This window comes from Streptomyces dengpaensis (genome assembly GCF_002946835.1).
GTDB lineage: Bacteria > Actinomycetota > Actinomycetes > Streptomycetales > Streptomycetaceae > Streptomyces > Streptomyces dengpaensis.
This window is the reverse complement of record NZ_CP026652.1, coordinates 855,118-870,225: the sequence shown is the minus strand read 5'-3', so window position 1 is coordinate 870,225 and position 15,108 is coordinate 855,118. Positions and strand designations below refer to the sequence as shown.

The 15,108-nt window shown below is 71.6% G+C and carries 14 protein-coding genes and 1 pseudogene; 8 read left to right on the top strand and 7 right to left on the bottom strand.

Annotation, left to right across the window (positions count from 1 at the left end; all coding sequences use genetic code 11):
• The first annotated feature begins 73 nt into the window (after nt 1-73).
• The 8 genes from C4B68_RS04130 (at nt 74) to hypA (ending at nt 6,702) form a co-directional block, all read left to right on the top strand.
• A complete protein-coding gene (locus tag C4B68_RS04130; RefSeq protein WP_373682213.1) occupies nt 74-1,720 on the top strand; it encodes a hypothetical protein in 1,647 nt (548 codons plus the stop codon).
• Entirely contained in the window at nt 1,717-2,805 is a 1,089-nt protein-coding gene (locus C4B68_RS04125) for an NADH-quinone oxidoreductase subunit B family protein (RefSeq protein WP_099501591.1), read from the top strand. The genes C4B68_RS04130 and C4B68_RS04125 overlap by 4 nt, the downstream gene beginning before the upstream one ends.
• 102 nt (nt 2,806-2,907) lie before the next feature.
• On the top strand, nt 2,908-4,701 hold the full coding sequence (locus C4B68_RS04120; protein ID WP_099501589.1) for a nickel-dependent hydrogenase large subunit: 1,794 nt from the start codon (nt 2,908-2,910) through the stop codon (nt 4,699-4,701).
• Nucleotides 4,694-5,269 (top strand): NifU family protein, encoded by a 576-nt coding sequence (locus C4B68_RS04115; protein ID WP_099501588.1) that lies wholly within the window; start codon nt 4,694-4,696, stop codon nt 5,267-5,269. The genes C4B68_RS04120 and C4B68_RS04115 overlap by 8 nt, the downstream gene beginning before the upstream one ends.
• On the top strand, nt 5,266-5,862 hold the full coding sequence (locus tag C4B68_RS04110) for a DUF5947 family protein (RefSeq protein WP_099501587.1): 597 nt from the start codon (nt 5,266-5,268) through the stop codon (nt 5,860-5,862). The genes C4B68_RS04115 and C4B68_RS04110 overlap by 4 nt, the downstream gene beginning before the upstream one ends.
• Nucleotides 5,863-5,902: 40 nt before the next feature.
• Nucleotides 5,903-6,109, top strand: a complete 207-nt coding sequence (locus C4B68_RS04105) for a hypothetical protein (protein ID WP_099501585.1) — start codon at nt 5,903-5,905, stop codon at nt 6,107-6,109.
• Nucleotides 6,110-6,185: 76 nt separating this feature from the next.
• The gene (locus C4B68_RS41685; protein WP_167458934.1) at nt 6,186-6,338 is read left to right on the top strand and encodes a hypothetical protein; all 153 of its coding nucleotides are present in this window, start codon (nt 6,186-6,188) and stop codon (nt 6,336-6,338) included.
• A gap of 7 nt (nt 6,339-6,345) precedes the next feature.
• The gene (gene hypA, locus C4B68_RS04100) at nt 6,346-6,702 is read left to right on the top strand and encodes a hydrogenase maturation nickel metallochaperone HypA (protein ID WP_099501584.1); all 357 of its coding nucleotides are present in this window, start codon (nt 6,346-6,348) and stop codon (nt 6,700-6,702) included.
• 57 nt (nt 6,703-6,759) lie between these two features.
• On the opposite strand, the gene hypE is transcribed toward hypA, so the two are convergent.
• From hypE to C4B68_RS04065, 7 genes and pseudogenes are all read right to left on the bottom strand, one after another.
• The gene (gene hypE / locus C4B68_RS04095; protein ID WP_099501583.1) at nt 6,760-7,827 is read right to left on the bottom strand and encodes a hydrogenase expression/formation protein HypE; all 1,068 of its coding nucleotides are present in this window, start codon (nt 7,825-7,827) and stop codon (nt 6,760-6,762) included.
• Complete coding sequence (gene hypD / locus C4B68_RS04090) at nt 7,820-8,962, bottom strand: hydrogenase formation protein HypD (protein ID WP_099501581.1); 1,143 nt, start codon at nt 8,960-8,962, stop codon at nt 7,820-7,822. Before hypD ends, hypE begins: the two co-directional genes overlap by 8 nt.
• On the bottom strand, nt 8,959-9,279 hold the full coding sequence (locus C4B68_RS04085; protein WP_099501579.1) for a HypC/HybG/HupF family hydrogenase formation chaperone: 321 nt from the start codon (nt 9,277-9,279) through the stop codon (nt 8,959-8,961). The genes hypD and C4B68_RS04085 overlap by 4 nt, the downstream gene beginning before the upstream one ends.
• Before the next feature lie 3 nt (nt 9,280-9,282).
• Nucleotides 9,283-11,616 (bottom strand): carbamoyltransferase HypF, encoded by a 2,334-nt coding sequence (gene hypF / locus C4B68_RS04080; protein ID WP_099501577.1) that lies wholly within the window; start codon nt 11,614-11,616, stop codon nt 9,283-9,285.
• Nucleotides 11,613-12,365 carry a hydrogenase nickel incorporation protein HypB gene (gene hypB, locus C4B68_RS04075; RefSeq protein WP_099501650.1) on the bottom strand — a complete coding sequence of 251 codons (753 nt, stop codon included), beginning with the start codon at nt 12,363-12,365 and terminating at the stop codon, nt 11,613-11,615. The genes hypF and hypB overlap by 4 nt, the downstream gene beginning before the upstream one ends.
• Nucleotides 12,366-12,422: 57 nt before the next feature.
• Nucleotides 12,423-13,016 (bottom strand): annotated as a pseudogene (locus C4B68_RS04070) (hydrogenase maturation protease); the annotation flags it as partial.
• A complete protein-coding gene (locus C4B68_RS04065; RefSeq protein WP_099501575.1) occupies nt 13,013-14,785 on the bottom strand; it encodes a hydrogenase maturation protein in 1,773 nt (590 codons plus the stop codon). The gene C4B68_RS04065 and the pseudogene C4B68_RS04070, both read right to left, overlap by 4 nt.
• Between the last annotated feature and the right edge of the window lie 323 nt (nt 14,786-15,108).

Sequence of the window (15,108 nt, the reverse complement as noted above, 5' to 3'; positions counted from 1 at the left end):
GGGCGCGTGAGCGGTGTGACCGTGGTGGAAGGCATGGGCGCACAGAGGAGGCGCAGGAATCCAAGGAGGCGGGATGCCGGACGGCCTGGTCGAGGGCGGCGTGACGTGTGCTGTCACAGGGGCTGGCACAGAGCTGCCGCCGGACGGGTTCTGGTACGGCTTCGAGCAGATGAGCGCGGTCGCCGACGCAGTCCTCTACGAGGGGTACCTCCTCTACCCCTACCGTCGGTCTTCCACCAAGAACCGCGTCCGCTGGCAGTTCGGGGTGCTGTTCCCCCGGGACTGGGTGGAACAGGCCGGCCCGGTCGTCCCAGGTGTGTCCGGTTCCGCGGATTCCTGGTATCAGCAGACCGAGTGTCTGCTGCGCGTCCGACGGCCCGGTGCGGTCGTACGGGTGAGGCTGCGGTACCTGCAGATGCAGCACAAGCAGATGGAGGAGGCCGGCCGGAACGGCAGCCACCGTGCGGTCGCGTCGCTGCGCACGGACGACGGCGTGGCGCATCTGACCTTCGACGAGGCGGTACCGCGCAAGGCCGACCTCGCCGTTCCCCTGGACGACCTCCTCCGGCGTGAACACACCGTTCCGGTGGAAGCGGCGGCCGGCGTGGACAGCGAGCCACTGCCCGGGGGCGTCGGGAGGGCGGTGCGGCGCCGAGAGGAGGTATGTGCCGGCATCACGCTCATGGCCGAGCGGCTTTCCCAGGACATCTGCCGGCTCCGGGTGCGCACCGCACACATGGGGCCCGCACCGTCTCCGGGGACCCCTCGCGACGAGGCGCTGCGCCGTGCGCTCATCGCCACGCACACCCTTGTCGCCGGTGAGGGCGTGGAGTTCGTCTCACTGATCGATCCGCCCGCCGGGCTGCGCGAACACGCCCGCGCGTGCCGGAACGAATTCACCTTTCCCGTGCTCGGCGGCGAAGAACCCCCCGCGGCCCGGACCAGCACCAGTGACAGCCCTGACCCGCGGGTCGGCACCACCGGACACGTCCTGCTCTCCTCGCCGGTCATCCTCCCCGATCACCCTCAGGTGGCGCCGGAGAGCCCGGGTGACCTGCACGACGCCGCTGAGATCGACGAGATTCTCACCTTGCGCACGATGCTGCTGACGGACGAGGAGAAGCGCGAGGCACGCGCCACCGACGCGCGGGCCGCCGCGATCCTCGACCGGGTCGACACGATGCCCCAGGAGGTCTTCGCGCGGCTGCACGGCGCCGTCCGCTCCCTGGCACCGGCCACCCCTGCCACCCCTGTCATCGTTACGCCCGCGTTCCCCACTACCGGCACGCCCGACGTCCCCGCCGCCGAACGACCCGTCTGGTGGCAGGAGGGCGCCGACGCCGATCTGTCCCCGGCCACCGACACCGTGCTCGTCGACGGCGTCCCCCTGGGGAAGGGCAGCCGCGTACGGCTGTGCCCGAGGGGCCGGGGCGCCGACGCCCAGGACATGTTCCTGGTCGGGCGGACCGCACACGTGGCCGCCGTCTTCCATGACGTGGACGGCAGCGTGCATCTCGCCGTCACCGTCGACGACGACCCCGCGTCCGAACTGCACACCTGGTATGGCCGCTTCCACTACTTCCGCCCCGACGAGCTCGAGCCACTCCAGCCACTCCAGCCACTCGGGTCCGCCGACGCCCCGGACGAGACGTCGGCCCCGGCTCCCGCCGCGGCACCCGACCGACTCCGAGACCCCCTGCAGCAAAGGCCGATGACATGACCATCCATGGCGGCACCACCGACGTCCGCGGCGAACCCGGCCGCGCCGAGAAGCAGAGCAGCTTCGACGAGATGACCATCCTCTGGATCTCCGAGGGGATGAGCTGCGACGGCGACACCGTCTCCCTGACGGCCGCCGACCAGCCCTCCATCGAAGACCTGGTCCTCGGTCTGATCCCGGGTCTGCCGAAGGTGACGTTGTACAACAAGGTGCTCTCACCGACCCTGGGCGGCGAGGACTTCCTCGCTCCGTACCGGGCGGCGGCGCGCGGCGAGCTGGCTCCGTTCATCCTCGTCATCGAGGGCTCGGTCCCCAACCAGAACATCATCAAGGGCGACGGCTACTGGACATCCTTCGGCAACGACCTGGAGACCGGCCAACCGGAAACCCTGAACACGTGGATCGACCAACTCGCCCCCAGGGCCTGGGCGGTGGTGGCCGCGGGCACGTGCGCCACCTTCGGCGGCATCCACGCGATGGCCGGCAACCCGACCGGGTGCATGGGCCTCGCGGATTACCTCGGCTGGGACTTCACCTCTCAGGGCGGCCTGCCCATCGTGAACGTGCCTGGCTGTCCGATCCAGCCCGAGAACTTCATGGAGACCCTGGTCTGGGTCCTCTATCACGCGGCCGGCTCCGCGCCCCCGCCCTCGCTGGACCACATGCTGCGCCCGCAGTGGCTGTTCGGCAGGACGGTGCACGAGGGCTGCGACCGCGGCTCGTACTACGAGCAGGCCGAGTTCGCGATGGACTACAACTCCCCCAAGTGCCTGGTCAAGACGGGCTGTTGGGGGCCGGTCGTGAACTGCAACGTGCCCAAGCGTGGCTGGATGGGCGGCGTCGGCGGCTGCCCGAACGTCGGCGGTATCTGCATCGGGTGCACGATGCCCGCCTTCCCCGACGCGTTCATGCCGTTCATGGACGAGCCGCCCGGCGCCACGCTGTCGTCGCTGGTCATCAAGCCGTACGGGGCCGTCGTCCGCCGGCTGCGCGGCTTCACGAACGACCTGGTGAACCACGAGACCAAGTGGCGCCACAAGAACCGCAAGCTCACCAGCGGTTACGACCCGTACTGGCGTTCCTGACGCGCACTCCACGATCCACGCACGCAGCCACCCATCAGCCACCGACAGCACCGACAGCACCGACAGCACCGACAGCACCGACAGCGAGGGGCCGTACCACCGATGACCACAACCGAAGCCCGGCCTACGGGACGCAAGCCGCCACAGCTCGTGGACATGTCCTGGGACCCGATCACCCGCATCATCGGGAACCTGGGCATCTACACGAAGATCGACTTCGCCAACCAGGAAGTCGTCGAGTGCCACAGCACCTCGTCGCTGTTCCGCGGCTACTCGGTGTTCATGCGGGGCAAGGACCCCCGGGACGCGGGCTTCATCACCTCCCGCATCTGTGGCATCTGCGGCGACAACCACACCACGTGCTCCGACTACGCCCAGCAGATGGCGTACGGCGTCAAGCCACCCCGGCTGGCCGAGCAGATCGTCAACCTCGGCGAAGCGGCCGAGTACATGTTCGACCACACGATCTTCCAGGACAACCTGGTCTTCGTGGACTTCTGCGAGGCGATGGTCAAGGCCACCAACCCCGGTGTCCTGGCCCGCGCCGAGCGCACCGACGCGCCCCGCGGGGACATCCACGGCTACCGGACGATCGCCGACATCATGAAGGCCTTCAACCCCTTCGAGGGCGAGGTCTACAAGGAGGCCCTGAAGGTCAGCCGGGTCACCCGCGAGATGTTCTGCCTGATGGAGGGGCGGCACGTCCACCCGTCCGCGCTGTATCCCGGTGGCGTCGGCACGATGCCGACGCCGACCGTCTTCACCGACTACCTCAGCCGGCTCATGCGGGTCATCGACTTCGTCAAGAAGGCCGTCGCCATGAACGACGACGTCTTCGACTTCTTCTACGAGGCGCTGCCCGGCTACGAGGAGGTCGGCCGCCGCCGCGTCCTTCTCGGCTGCTGGGGCGCCTGGCAGGACCCGGCCGTCTGCGACTACCGCTACGCGACGATGAACGAGTGGGGCAAGGCGATGTACGTCACCCCGGGCGTCATCGTCGACGGTGAACTGGTCACCAACAACCTCGTCGACATCAACCTCGGCATCCGGATCCTGATCGGCAGCTCGTACTACGACGACTGGGTCAACGAGAAGCCTTTCGTCACCCACGACCCGCTGGGCAACCCCGTCGACATGCGTCACCCGTGGAACCAGACGACGCTCCCCGTGCCGCAGAAGCGGGACTTCGCCGACAAGTACACGTGGGTGATGAGCCCGCGCTGGTACGACAAGAAGTCCGGTCAGCACCTCGCCCTCGACACCGGCGGCGGCCCGCTCGCCCGGCTGTGGTCGACCGCGCTGAGCGGGCTGGTCGACACCCCGTATGTCAAGGCCACCGGCAACAGCGTGCGTATCTCCCTGCCCAAGGGCGAGACGCTGCCGGAGACGACCCTGGAGTGGCACATCCCGAAGTGGAGCAACACCCTCGAACGGGACCGCGCCCGGCCGTACTTCGTGGCCTACGCGGCCGCCATGGCCCTGCAGTTCATCGAGGAGGCCATGGGGCTGGTGCGGGCCGGCGACACCAAGGTGTTCGAGGACTTCGAGGTGCCTGACGAGGCGATCGGCTGCGGCTTCCACGAGGCGGTGCGCGGCGTCCTCTCCCACCACCTGGTGATCAAGGACAAGAAGATCGCCAACTATCACCCGTACCCGCCGACCCCGTGGAACGCCAGCCCCCGCGACAGCTACGGCACCCCCGGCCCCTACGAGGACGCCGTCCAGGGCCAGCCCATCTTCGAGGAGAACGGGCCGGAGGACTTCAAGGGCGTCGACATCATGCGCACCGTCCGCAGCTTCGACCCCTGTCTGCCGTGCGGCGTGCACATGTACATGGGCAAGGGCAAGACGCTGACGACCCTGCACTCGCCGACGTACGGGGCGAACCATGGCTGAGGCCCCGGCCGTCGAACGTCTCGCGGACCCAGCCGTCGAGGCCAGGCTCGCCCGTCTCGACGAACTGCTGGCAGGGCTCGACTCCGCCCCCGGTCCGCACACACGCTCCGCTGTCGAGGCGGTGGCTCTGCTCACCGAGGTCTACGGCGAGGCACTCGCCCGGGTCCTGGACCACGCGGACGGTCAGCTGGCCGAACGCCTCGCCGACGACGAGCTGTTGGGGCACCTGATGGTGCTGCACGCGATCCACCCGGAGCCGGTCGAGCGCCGGGCCGCCCGCGCGGTCGAACGGCTGCGGCCCGCCGTACGCGAAGGGGGCGGTGACGTGGAGTGGGCCGGCGTGGACGGGCAGGTGGGCCGGGTGCGAGTGACGACGGGTGGCGGTTGTGGCAGCGGGTGCGGGGGTGGGGGCGGCGGGGCGACCGAGGTCGCCGCCGCGGTCCGGGAGGCCGTACTCGCCATGGCTCCGGAGCTGACGGCGGTGGAGCCGCTGCCGGACGCCCCGGACCGGCGGCCGGCCCCGGCCTTCGTACCACTGGCCACGCTCACGCACCGAGGTGCACCGTGACCACGGACGGAGCGCTCGCCCGCCTCATCCGCTCCGCGGCCGACCGCACGGCGACGTCCGCGGCCGAGCTGTGCGAACTGTGCGCGGCGCCGGTGCCCGACGACCACCGCCACCTCTACGACGGCGGCGACGACGAGGTGCGCTGCGTCTGCCGCCCCTGCTCGGTGCTGTTCGCCGACGACGCGGCGGGCGAGGGGCGCTACCGGCTCGTCCCCCGGCGCAGGGTCCGGCTGCCCAGGGTGGACACGGCGATCCTGGGTGTGCCCGTGGGGCTGGTCTTCTTCGTGCCCCGGGCCGACGGCACGGTCACGGCCCAGGGCCCGAGCCCGGCGGGCGCCATGCGGTGGGAGGTGGACGCGGCGTCCTGGCAGCGGCTGGCCGCGATGTGTCCGCAGCTCGCATCCATGGCACCCGAGGTGGAGGCACTGCTGGTGAACACCGTCCACGGCCTCGACCACCACTGGATCGTGCCGATCGACGACTGCTACCGCATGGTCGCGGTCGTACGCAGGGAATGGCGGGGCCTGTCCGGCGGGGGCCGGGTCTGGCGGGCCGTCGAAGGGTTCTTCGAGGACCTCACCGAGCGGCCCTGAGCACGTCCTCCGCAGCGCGGAGGCGAGGAAGGAGCACCCCATGGGCACCATCAGAGTCGGCCGGCCCCAGGCCAAGCCCGACACGCCCAGGCATGTGCCCGGTATGCACGAGGGCAACGAAGGGCCGTACGAGCACCAGAGCGGGCACCACGAGGACGGCACCGCCGACGCGCGCCGCTCCACCGGGATCCGTTCGAAGAAGCATGACGCTCTCCTGAAGATCATGCCGAACATCCCGCCGGGTTGAGGAACAGCAGGGAGTTACCGGAATGAAGGTCCAACGAGCAGGAAGAAGGCCGGCCGCCCCGCGCGCGGGAGCCGTGATGACGGGACGGCGGGTGCTGAAGGCCCAGGCTCTCGTCGTGGGCGTGCTCTCCCTGGCGCTGTGCGTCCGGGAGATCCCCAGCCTGGTGCGTGAGGCGCGGATCCGGCGGATGACCGTCGGCGGCTTCCGCGCCCGCCGCCGGTACCCGTGAGCCGGCGGTGCACGAGCTGTCGATCGCGACCGCGATCATCGAGCAGGCCGACGCGCTCGCCCGGGCGGACGGAGCCGATGCCGTCTCCGCCGTGACCGTCCGGGTCGGCGAGCTGGCGGGGGTCGTTCCCGACGCCCTGAGTTTCGCCTTCGAGGTGGCCCGCGACGGCACTGCCCTGGCCGCGGCCCGTCTCGTGGTGGAGCAGGTTTCCGCACAGGCTTACTGCGGCCCGTGTGCCGAGGAGTTCGCGGTGGGCATGCCCCCGTTTTTCTGGTGCCCGCGCTGCGATCAGCCGTCCAACGACCTGCGCAGCGGGCGGGAGCTGGCGATCACCGGTATCGAGTCGTTACGGGCATCGGCCTGACACGCACGGGTGGCCCCGCCGGAGCTGTACGCGCCGGCGGGGCCACCCGTGCGCGCATCAGCAGATGCGCGGCAGTTGCTCCCCGAGCGGCAGGTCGACCACGCGTGTGCCACCGAGGCCGGTCGAAACCACGACCATGCCGGGGTGCTCGGCGACGCACTCCCCGATCAGCGTGGCACCAGCGCCCTGCGGGTGGGCGCGCATCGCCGCGAGGACCTCATCCGCCGCCGACCCGGGTACGAAGGCCACCAGTCGCCCCTCGTTGGCGACGTAGAGAGGGTCGAGGCCCAGGAAGCCGCAGGCGTTGGCCACGGCGTCCGGCACCGGGATGACGCGCTCGTTCAGCCGGACGCCGGTGCCCGAGGCGCGGGCGATCTCGTTGAGGGACGCGGCCAGGCCGCCGCGGGTGGGGTCGCGGAGCACGTGGATGTCCGGGGTGACGGACAGCATGGCGGCCACCAGGTCCGCCAGCGGCGCGGTGTCGCTGGCGATCTCGACGCCGAACTCCAGCCCCTCCCGCACGCTCATGATCGCCACGCCGTGGAGGCCGATGGGACCGCTGACGATGACGGCGTCGCCGGGCCGCGCCCGCTGGGGGCGGATGTCCACCCCGTCGGGCACGAGCCCGACCCCGGCGGTGGTGACGTACACACCGTCGCCGTGCCCGGACTCCACCACCTTGGTGTCACCCGTGGCGATGGTGACCCCGGCCGTCTCGGCCGCCGCCCCCATGGCGCGCGCGATGCGCTCGACCACGGTCAGCTCAACGCCCTCCTCAAGTACGAAGGCGGCGGACAGGTAGGCGGGCCTGGCGCCGCTCATCGCCAGGTCGTTGACCGTGCCGTTGACCGCCAGGTCGCCGAGGCTGCCGCCGGGGAAGAACAGCGGCCTGACCACATAGGAGTCGGTGGAGAACGCCAGCCGGGCGCCGCCCAGTTGGAGCACGGCGGAGTCGGTGAGCGCGGCGAGGGTGGCGTTGCCGTAGGCGGGAGCGAACACCTGCTCCATGAGCTCGGCGGAGAGGGCGCCTCCTCCGCCGTGCCCCATGACCACGACGGGCTGGTCGCGCAGGGGGGCGGGGCAGGTCCACCGGGCGGGATCGATGGTGTCGGCGAGCTCAGGCAACGGGGTTCATCTCCTCGCGCGTGGCCCGGGTGGCCTGGGGCGTCGGGCCGTTCATCCGGCGGTACAGGTAGTAGGCGGCGCAGGCGCCCTCGCTGGAGACCATGGTCGCGCCGAGCGGGGTGCGCGGGGTGCAGGTGGTGCCGAACGCGGCGCACTCGGTCGGCTTGATCAGCCCCTGGAGCACCTCGCCGCTGCGGCATTCGGCCGGTTCCTCGGTGCGGATGCCGCCGACGTCGAAGCGGTGCTCGGCGTCGTACGCCCGAAAGGCCTTGGCCAGCCGCCACCCGCTCAGCGGGATGCGTCCGATGCCGCGCCAGTTGCGGTCGGTGACCTCGAACACCTCCTCGATCATGCGCAGGGCGGCCGGGTTGCCCGCCTCGCGCACGGCCCGCGCGTACGCGTTCTCCACCCGGTGCTCACCGCGCTCCAGTTGGCGCACCGCCCGGCGAATGCCCTCGAGGATGTCCAGCGGTTCGAACCCCGTCACCACGAGCGGTACGCCGAACCGCTCGGCGAGCTGCGGATACTCGGCCGTGCCCATCACGCTGCACACGTGGCCGGCGGCCAGGAAGCCCTGCACCCGGCAGACCGGGGAGGTCATGATGGCCTCGATGGCCGGGGGTACCCGCACATGGGACACCAGCAGGCTGAAGTTGGTCAGGCCCAGGCGGCGGGCCTGGTGCACGGCCATGGCGTTGGCGGGGGCGGTGGTCTCGAAGCCGATCGCGAAGAACACCACCTCCCGGTCCGGGTTCCGGCGGGCCAACTCCAGGGCGTCCAGCGGGGAGTAGACCACGCGTACGTCGCCCCCCTCGCCCTTGACCCGGAACAGGTCGCGGTCGCTGCCCGGAACGCGGAGCATGTCGCCGAAGGAGCAGAAGATCACCCCTTGCCGCGAAGCGATCTCCAGCGCCTGGTCGATGACGTCCAGCGGGGTGACGCAGACGGGGCAGCCGGGGCCGTGGATCAACTCGACCTGCTCGGGGAGGAGTTGGTCGATTCCGTGTCGGATGATGGAGTGGGTCTGCCCTCCGCACACCTCCATCAGCGCCCACGGGTGGGTGGCGGTGGCATGGATCTCGTCCAGCAACCGCCGTGCGAGATCCGGGTCGTTGAACTCGTCGATGTACTTCATCGCGCCTCACTCCCGCTGTTCTCGCGCTCCGATGCCGCTGAGGTTCCGTCCTCCTGCGCCGCCTGTTCCCAGGCGTCGCCGAACTCCTCCTCCAGCAGCCCCAGTTCCTCGAAGAGCTTCAAGGAGGCCAGCGCCGACTCCTCATCCAGGCGCTGGAGCGCGAAGCCGACGTGCACAATGACGTACTCGCCGACCCGGACATCGGGGACGTACTCCAGACACGCCTGCTTCTGCACGCCGCCGAAGTCGATCAGCCCGGTGAGCGGGTCGGCGCTGCCGTCGATGGCCACGACCTTGCCGGGCACTGCCAAACACATGGGTCACTCCTCCTGTCGTAGGTGCGCCGCGACCACCAGCTGGCCCAGGGCCAAACCGCCGTCGTTCGGGGGGACTTCGCCGTGGCGCAGTACGGTGAAGCCGTCGGCGGCGAGCAGTTCCGTGCAGCCCTCCTCCAGCAGCGCGTTGGCGAAGACGCCGCCGGTGAGGGCCACGGTGGCCAGACCGGTGGTCCGGCGTGCACGCCTGCAGATCTCCGACACCGCCTGCGCGACGCCGCGGTGGAAGCGCGCGGCGATCAGCGGTGCCGGGGTGCCGCGCCGCAGGTCGGCGACGATCGCGCTCAGCACCGGGGCCGGGTCCCACCGCACGGGACCGGTGCCGACGCCGAAGGCGTACGCCGTGGCGTCGGCGCCCCAGGCCGCAGCGGCCGCGGCCTCCAACTCCAGGGCGGCCTGGGCCTCGTATCCCACGCGGTGGCACACACCCGCGAGGGACGACACCGCGTCGAAGAGCCGTCCCATGCTGGAGGTCGGCACGCAGGCCACCTGGCGCGTCACCTGCCGTTCCAGTACGGCCAGTTCCTCTGGCGCGCAGGCGGCGACGCTGGGCAGGTCCGCGTCCCACGGCAGGCCGGCGGCCCACAGCCGCGCCAGCGCCAGACGGCACGGGTTGGCCACGCCCGCGTCGCCGCCGGGGAGCGGCGCGGGCGCCAGATGGGCGAAACGCCGGTAGCCGGTGAAGTCCGCGAGCAGGACCTCGCCGCCCCAGACGGTGCCGTCGTCGCCGTACCCGGTGCCGTCGAACGCGACGCCGATCACGGGGGTGGTGCCGTCGAGGCCGTGCTGGGCCATGGCCGAGGCGATGTGCGCGTGGTGGTGCTGGACGAACGCAGCGTCCGAAGCTGTCAGTTGGCGGGCATGTCGGCGAGCCCACCGAGTCGAGTGGTAGGCCGGGTGCCGGTCCGCGGCGACGAGTTCGGGGCTCACACCGGTCAGGCTCCGCAACCGCCGCTCCGCGCGCTGCGCGGCCTCCAGGGTGGTCAGGTCGCCCATGTCACCGATGTGCGGGCCGAACCAGGCCTGGTCGCCCTCGCCGACACACAGCGCGTTCTTCAGATCGCCGCCCACCGCGAGCGCGGGACGCACCGCGACCGGCAGACGCAGCGGCCGGGGCACGTACCCGCGGGAGCGGCGCAGCACCTGTTCGGTGCCGTCGGGGCGTACCCGCAGCAGCGAGTCGTCGCACGGGGAGGCGATGACCCGGTCGTGGGCGAGCCAGGCGTCGGCCAGCCCGGCCAGCCGGGTCAGCGCCTCGTCGTCGTCCGTGACGATCGGCTCGCCGGAGCGGTTGCCGCTCGTCATGACCAGCGCGGGCGGGCCGGGCGGATCGCCCGGCAGGCCGAACAGCAGGGTGTGGACAGGGGTGTACGGCAGCATCACGCCGAGGTGGGGGCTGCCGGGGCACACATCGGGAGCGAGGTTCGACGCGTGCCGGCGCAGCAGGACGATCGGACGCCGGGCGCTGGTGAGGGCGGCGCGCTCGGCCGCGGACACCGCGGCGATCCGCTGCACGGTGGCGAGGTCCGCGCACATCACCGCGAACGGCTTGTCGCCCCGCTCCTTGCGGGTGCGCAGCTTGTCGACGGCGCGTGCGTCGGTGGCGTCGCAGGCCAGGTGGTAACCGCCGAGGCCCTTCACGGCGACGATCCGACCGGCGGTCAGCAGCGCCCGCGCCGTCGTCAGCGCCTCGGCGTCCCTGGCGGCGCGGATGCCGCTGCCGGGCGCGGGCACGAGGCGCAGCCTGGGGCCGCAGTCGGGGCACGCTACGGGCTGGGCGTGGAAGCGGCGGTCGCCGGGGTCGCCGTACTCCCGGGCGCAGGCGGGGCACATCGGGAAGTCGGCCATGGTCGTGACGGCCCGGTCGTACGGCATCCCGGTGGCGATGGTGAAGCGGGGCCCGCAGTGGGTGCAGGTGACGAAGGGGTGCCGATGGCGGCGGTCGGCAGGATCGGCCAGCTCGCGTAGGCAGTCGCCGCAGGTCGCGGTGTCGGGCGGGAGGAGGGTGCGTCCCGGGGACTGCTCGGTCGAGCGGATCGTGAAGGCGTCGTCGGCCCCGGTGGCGGGCAGGTCCTCGATCGCGACCTCGGTGACGGCGGCCAGCGGCGGCAACTCGGCGGGCAGCCGGTCGCGGAACCGTGCGACGTCGTCCGGTGGTCCCTCGACCTCGATGAGCACGCCGTACGCCGTGTTGCTCACGAAGCCGGTCAGCGCGAGGCCGGTGGCCAGGCGGTGCACGTACGGGCGGAAACCCACGCCCTGCACGGTGCCGCGTACGGTGACGCGGCGGCGCACCGCCTGGGTGGTGGGCGCTGTCACGAGACGCGGCCGGCGGTGAGGCCGGATGCGCCCCGGGGGTCGACATGGGTATGGCCGTGGGGGTGGGGTGCGAGGGGCGGCCGGTGAACCGGGCCCCCGTCGCGCGCGGCGAGCACGCGCTCCAGGACGGCGTCGACTCCGTCGCCGGTGCGGGCGCAGGTCCGTACGACCTCCACCCCGGGATTGACCCGCTGCACATGGGCGTTGAAGGAGTCTTCGTCGAAGCCCGCGGGCTCGGCCAGGTCGGTCTTGGTGAGCACGACCAGGTGGGCGGAGCCGAAGGCGGTGGGGTACTTCAGCGGCTTGTCCTCGCCCTCCGTCACCGCCATGAGCACGATGCGCAGGCTTTCCCCGAGGTCGTAGGACGCGGGGCAGACGAGGTTGCCGACGTTCTCCACGAAGAGCAGCGCGGTGTCCTGCGGCAGCCAGCTCTCCACGTGGCCGCGCAGCTGCCGGGCCTCCAGGTGGCACAGCCCGTCGGTCAGGAGCTGCTTGACCGGTGCTCCTGAACGGGCCAGTCGGTGGGCGTCGTTCTCCGTGGCGAGGTCCGCGGTGAGCGCGGCCACCGGGATACGCCGCTCCAGCGCACGGGCCAGCACGCGTCCGAGCAGTTCCGTCTTGCCGCTGCCCGGGCTGGACAGCAGATTGACCTCGCTCACCCCGCGCCGGGCCAGGTCGGCGCGCAGGCTTTCGGCCAGGCCGTCGTTCTTGGCCAGGACGGCGTGGGTGACGTCCGCGGAATCGCACATGGGGCGCTGCTCCTCGCGATGAGCTGTGGTGACAGTCGGGGCAAAGTCGTTCCGCCAGCGATCCTCGGCGCCACCGGCGACCGGGAGCGCGAGCCCGGCCGCGGACAGGTCCGCGGATTCCTCCTGGCGGCTCAACGGAGGTGTAGCCGCGGGGTCGGCGAGCAGCACGGGAACCATGGCGTGCAGTGCCTCGACGGCTTGGCCGACCGCGTCGCGCACCGGTGCGCTGACGCCGGGCAGGATGTCTTCGTCGCCGCGTGGCCGCACCTGGGGCTCGCAGGCGAGCACGAGGACGCGCGGTAGCGTTTCGTCGCCCAGGTGGGCGGCCAGGGCCAGGACCTTCGCCGGGTCCATGCCATGGGCCTCGGGCGGGGCGGTGGCCCGCGCGCCGTGCGGGAGTTCCGGCTCGATCAACGACAGGGTGCCGGGCCGATGGCCGCGTGCGGCCGCATCGACCAGGACGGCGGTGGCGTAGTCGTTCAGCAGCTCGTACGCAAGGTCCAGGCCGCGGATGCCGAAGTCCCGCACACGCACTTCGGGCGGCAGCGGGCGCCGGTCCAGGGCGCGGATCACCTCGGGGCCGAAGGCGTCGTCGGCGAGGAAGATGTTGCCGACGCCCGCCACCAGCAGACGCGTACCTGACCTAGTCATCGGATGCCCCCGGTGGCCTGCTCGTCGGCCGGGGACAGCGGCCGGGCGCAGCCGCCGGGCAGCTTCCGAACGAAGGCCGACCGCAGGGCGTGGTACGGGGCGTGCGGATCGAAGAAGGTGGCGCGCATACGGGCGAGTTCGGCCCGCCGGTACTCGGCGAGCGGTCGTTCCTCCTCGTCCGCACGCCGTGTCGCGGCCTTCGCGGCGATCCGTCGTCGAAGGTCTTCCGGGGCGTCGAGGAGCGCAGCCGCCATTCGCTCGACCTCGGCGGCGAAGTCCCGTGCCGCGACCGGTACCAGACGGTCCACCAGCCCGTCCCGCGCGGCTGTCCCGGCGCTTACCGGCAACGCCTCGGTCGTCAGCCGCAGGGCCGTTTCCGCGCCGGCGCGGCGCGGCAGCGTGTACGTCCAGAACTCCGAGCCGTACAGGCCCATTCGCCGGTAGTGCGGGTTGAGGACGGCGCCCGCACGGCACCACACCTGGTCGGCGGCCAGGGCGAGCATGAGACCGCCGGCCGCCGCGTTGCCGCCGAGCGCCGCGACCACGAGTCGGTCGGTGGTGCACAGCACCGCCTCGACCAGGTCGTCGATGGCCTTGAGGTTGGCCCAGGACTCGGCGGCCGGGTCGGCGGCCGCCTCGATGACGTTCAGGTGGATGCCGTTGGAGAAGAAGTCGCGCGCACCGCCGAGGACGAGCACCGAGGTGGGGCGGGTGAGCGCGTACCGGTAGGCGGCGAGCAGCCTGCGGCAGTGGTCGGTGCTCATCGCCCCGCCTGGAAAGGAGAAGGTCAGGAAGCCGATGTCGCCGCGCTGCCGGTACCGGATGTCGGTCCAGGTGCGTCGATCGCGGGGAAGTTCGAGCGCGACGGTGGCCTCCGGAAGCCAGGACGGGCGGTCACCGGAGCGCGAGCACTCCGCTGGCGACGCGGCGCCGGGCTGCGCCAGGAAGGAGGCGAGAACGGAGGCCGCGGGGCGACGGAACGGCGCGGGGTCGCCGGAGTTCTTGCGGGGGCGCAGTTCCGGAATCCACACCGCTCCGTCCCGGGTGGCCCGGCAGATGGCTCCCGCTCGCGTCGCGAGCACGTCACCGGGGCGTCCGCGCAGTTCGTCCTCGGGGTGCCCGCCGTGCAGGAACAGTTCTCGGCCCATGAGCTCGTCCAGGACGCCCGGCTGAGAGTCGGCCCCGCGGAGCTTGCGCAGCACCGTCTCCGTGGTGTCGTTCGCCCAGTCGATCCTTCGTCGCTCCTGGCGGAAGAAGTCGCGCCACACCACGCGGACGGCCGGATCGCGCTGCGGCCGCGGTTTGAATGCCCCGTCGGAGTATCGCCGTACGGCCATCAGCACGGCGGCCGAGGCGGCGTCGGAGACCTCGTTGCGGTACAGGTCGCTCTTGCCCACCGGCGATACCGCGAACGACTCCGCCGCCCAGATGTCGCCCGCGTCCATCGCCGCCTCGGCCTGGAGTACCGTCACCCCCCAGTCCGGCGCCTCCGCGGCGATCGCCCAGTCCAGTGAGGAAGGCCCACGGTCGCCAGGCGGCCCCGGGTGCACGACGAGGCAGGTGTGCTCCCGCCACACGTCCTCGGGCAGCGCCGTCTTCAGCATCGGGGCGATGATCAACTCCGGGCGCAGCTCGCGTACGGCGGCACGGACCGCTTCGGGGCCGTGCGGGGCGAGAACGACGTCCACCTGGTGTCCGAGGTCCGACAGTTCGGCGTAGACGCGCTGGGAAAGGCTGTTGAACGCGCTGACGACGAGCAAGATGTCCATGACGCGGCATGTTCGCCGGTTTCCGGGACGACGGAAAGGATAACGGCGGCGTTTCGCCTGCCTCCGTCAGGTCTCCTTCATCCGGATCGCGTTCCTCAGGGGCGGCCGACCGGCGAACGCCGAGCCCGATGCAAGACCGGCCGCTTCCGTCGCTCGTTCACCGGCGCTGCGTCACCCGTTCGGCTGATGAGTGCCTGCTCCGCAGCCCGGCCACCGCGGCAATGGGGAGGTCCGCTCCCTACCTGGCGCATGGGCGGGTGGGCCGATGATCCACGTGGCGGCGTGCAGATGATGCGGTGACACTCAAGGTATCGGCGCCTGGA

Bases quoted from the DNA above. Each gene is read 5' to 3' on its own strand.
- C4B68_RS04065 (WP_099501575.1), bottom strand. From the start codon at position 14,785: ATGGACATCTTGCTCGTCGTCAGCGCGTTCAACAGCCTTTCCCAGCGC.
- C4B68_RS41685 (WP_167458934.1), top strand. From the start codon at position 6,186: ATGACGGGACGGCGGGTGCTGAAGGCCCAGGCTCTCGTCGTGGGCGTG.
- C4B68_RS04125 (WP_099501591.1), top strand. From the start codon at position 1,717: ATGACCATCCATGGCGGCACCACCGACGTCCGCGGCGAACCCGGCCGC.
- C4B68_RS04120 (WP_099501589.1), top strand. From the start codon at position 2,908: ATGACCACAACCGAAGCCCGGCCTACGGGACGCAAGCCGCCACAGCTC.
- hypD (WP_099501581.1), bottom strand. From the start codon at position 8,962: ATGAAGTACATCGACGAGTTCAACGACCCGGATCTCGCACGGCGGTTG.
- hypB (WP_099501650.1), bottom strand. From the start codon at position 12,365: ATGTGCGATTCCGCGGACGTCACCCACGCCGTCCTGGCCAAGAACGAC.
- C4B68_RS04130 (WP_373682213.1), top strand. From the start codon at position 74: ATGCCGGACGGCCTGGTCGAGGGCGGCGTGACGTGTGCTGTCACAGGG.
- C4B68_RS04085 (WP_099501579.1), bottom strand. From the start codon at position 9,279: ATGTGTTTGGCAGTGCCCGGCAAGGTCGTGGCCATCGACGGCAGCGCC.
- C4B68_RS04105 (WP_099501585.1), top strand. From the start codon at position 5,903: ATGGGCACCATCAGAGTCGGCCGGCCCCAGGCCAAGCCCGACACGCCC.
- C4B68_RS04115 (WP_099501588.1), top strand. From the start codon at position 4,694: ATGGCTGAGGCCCCGGCCGTCGAACGTCTCGCGGACCCAGCCGTCGAG.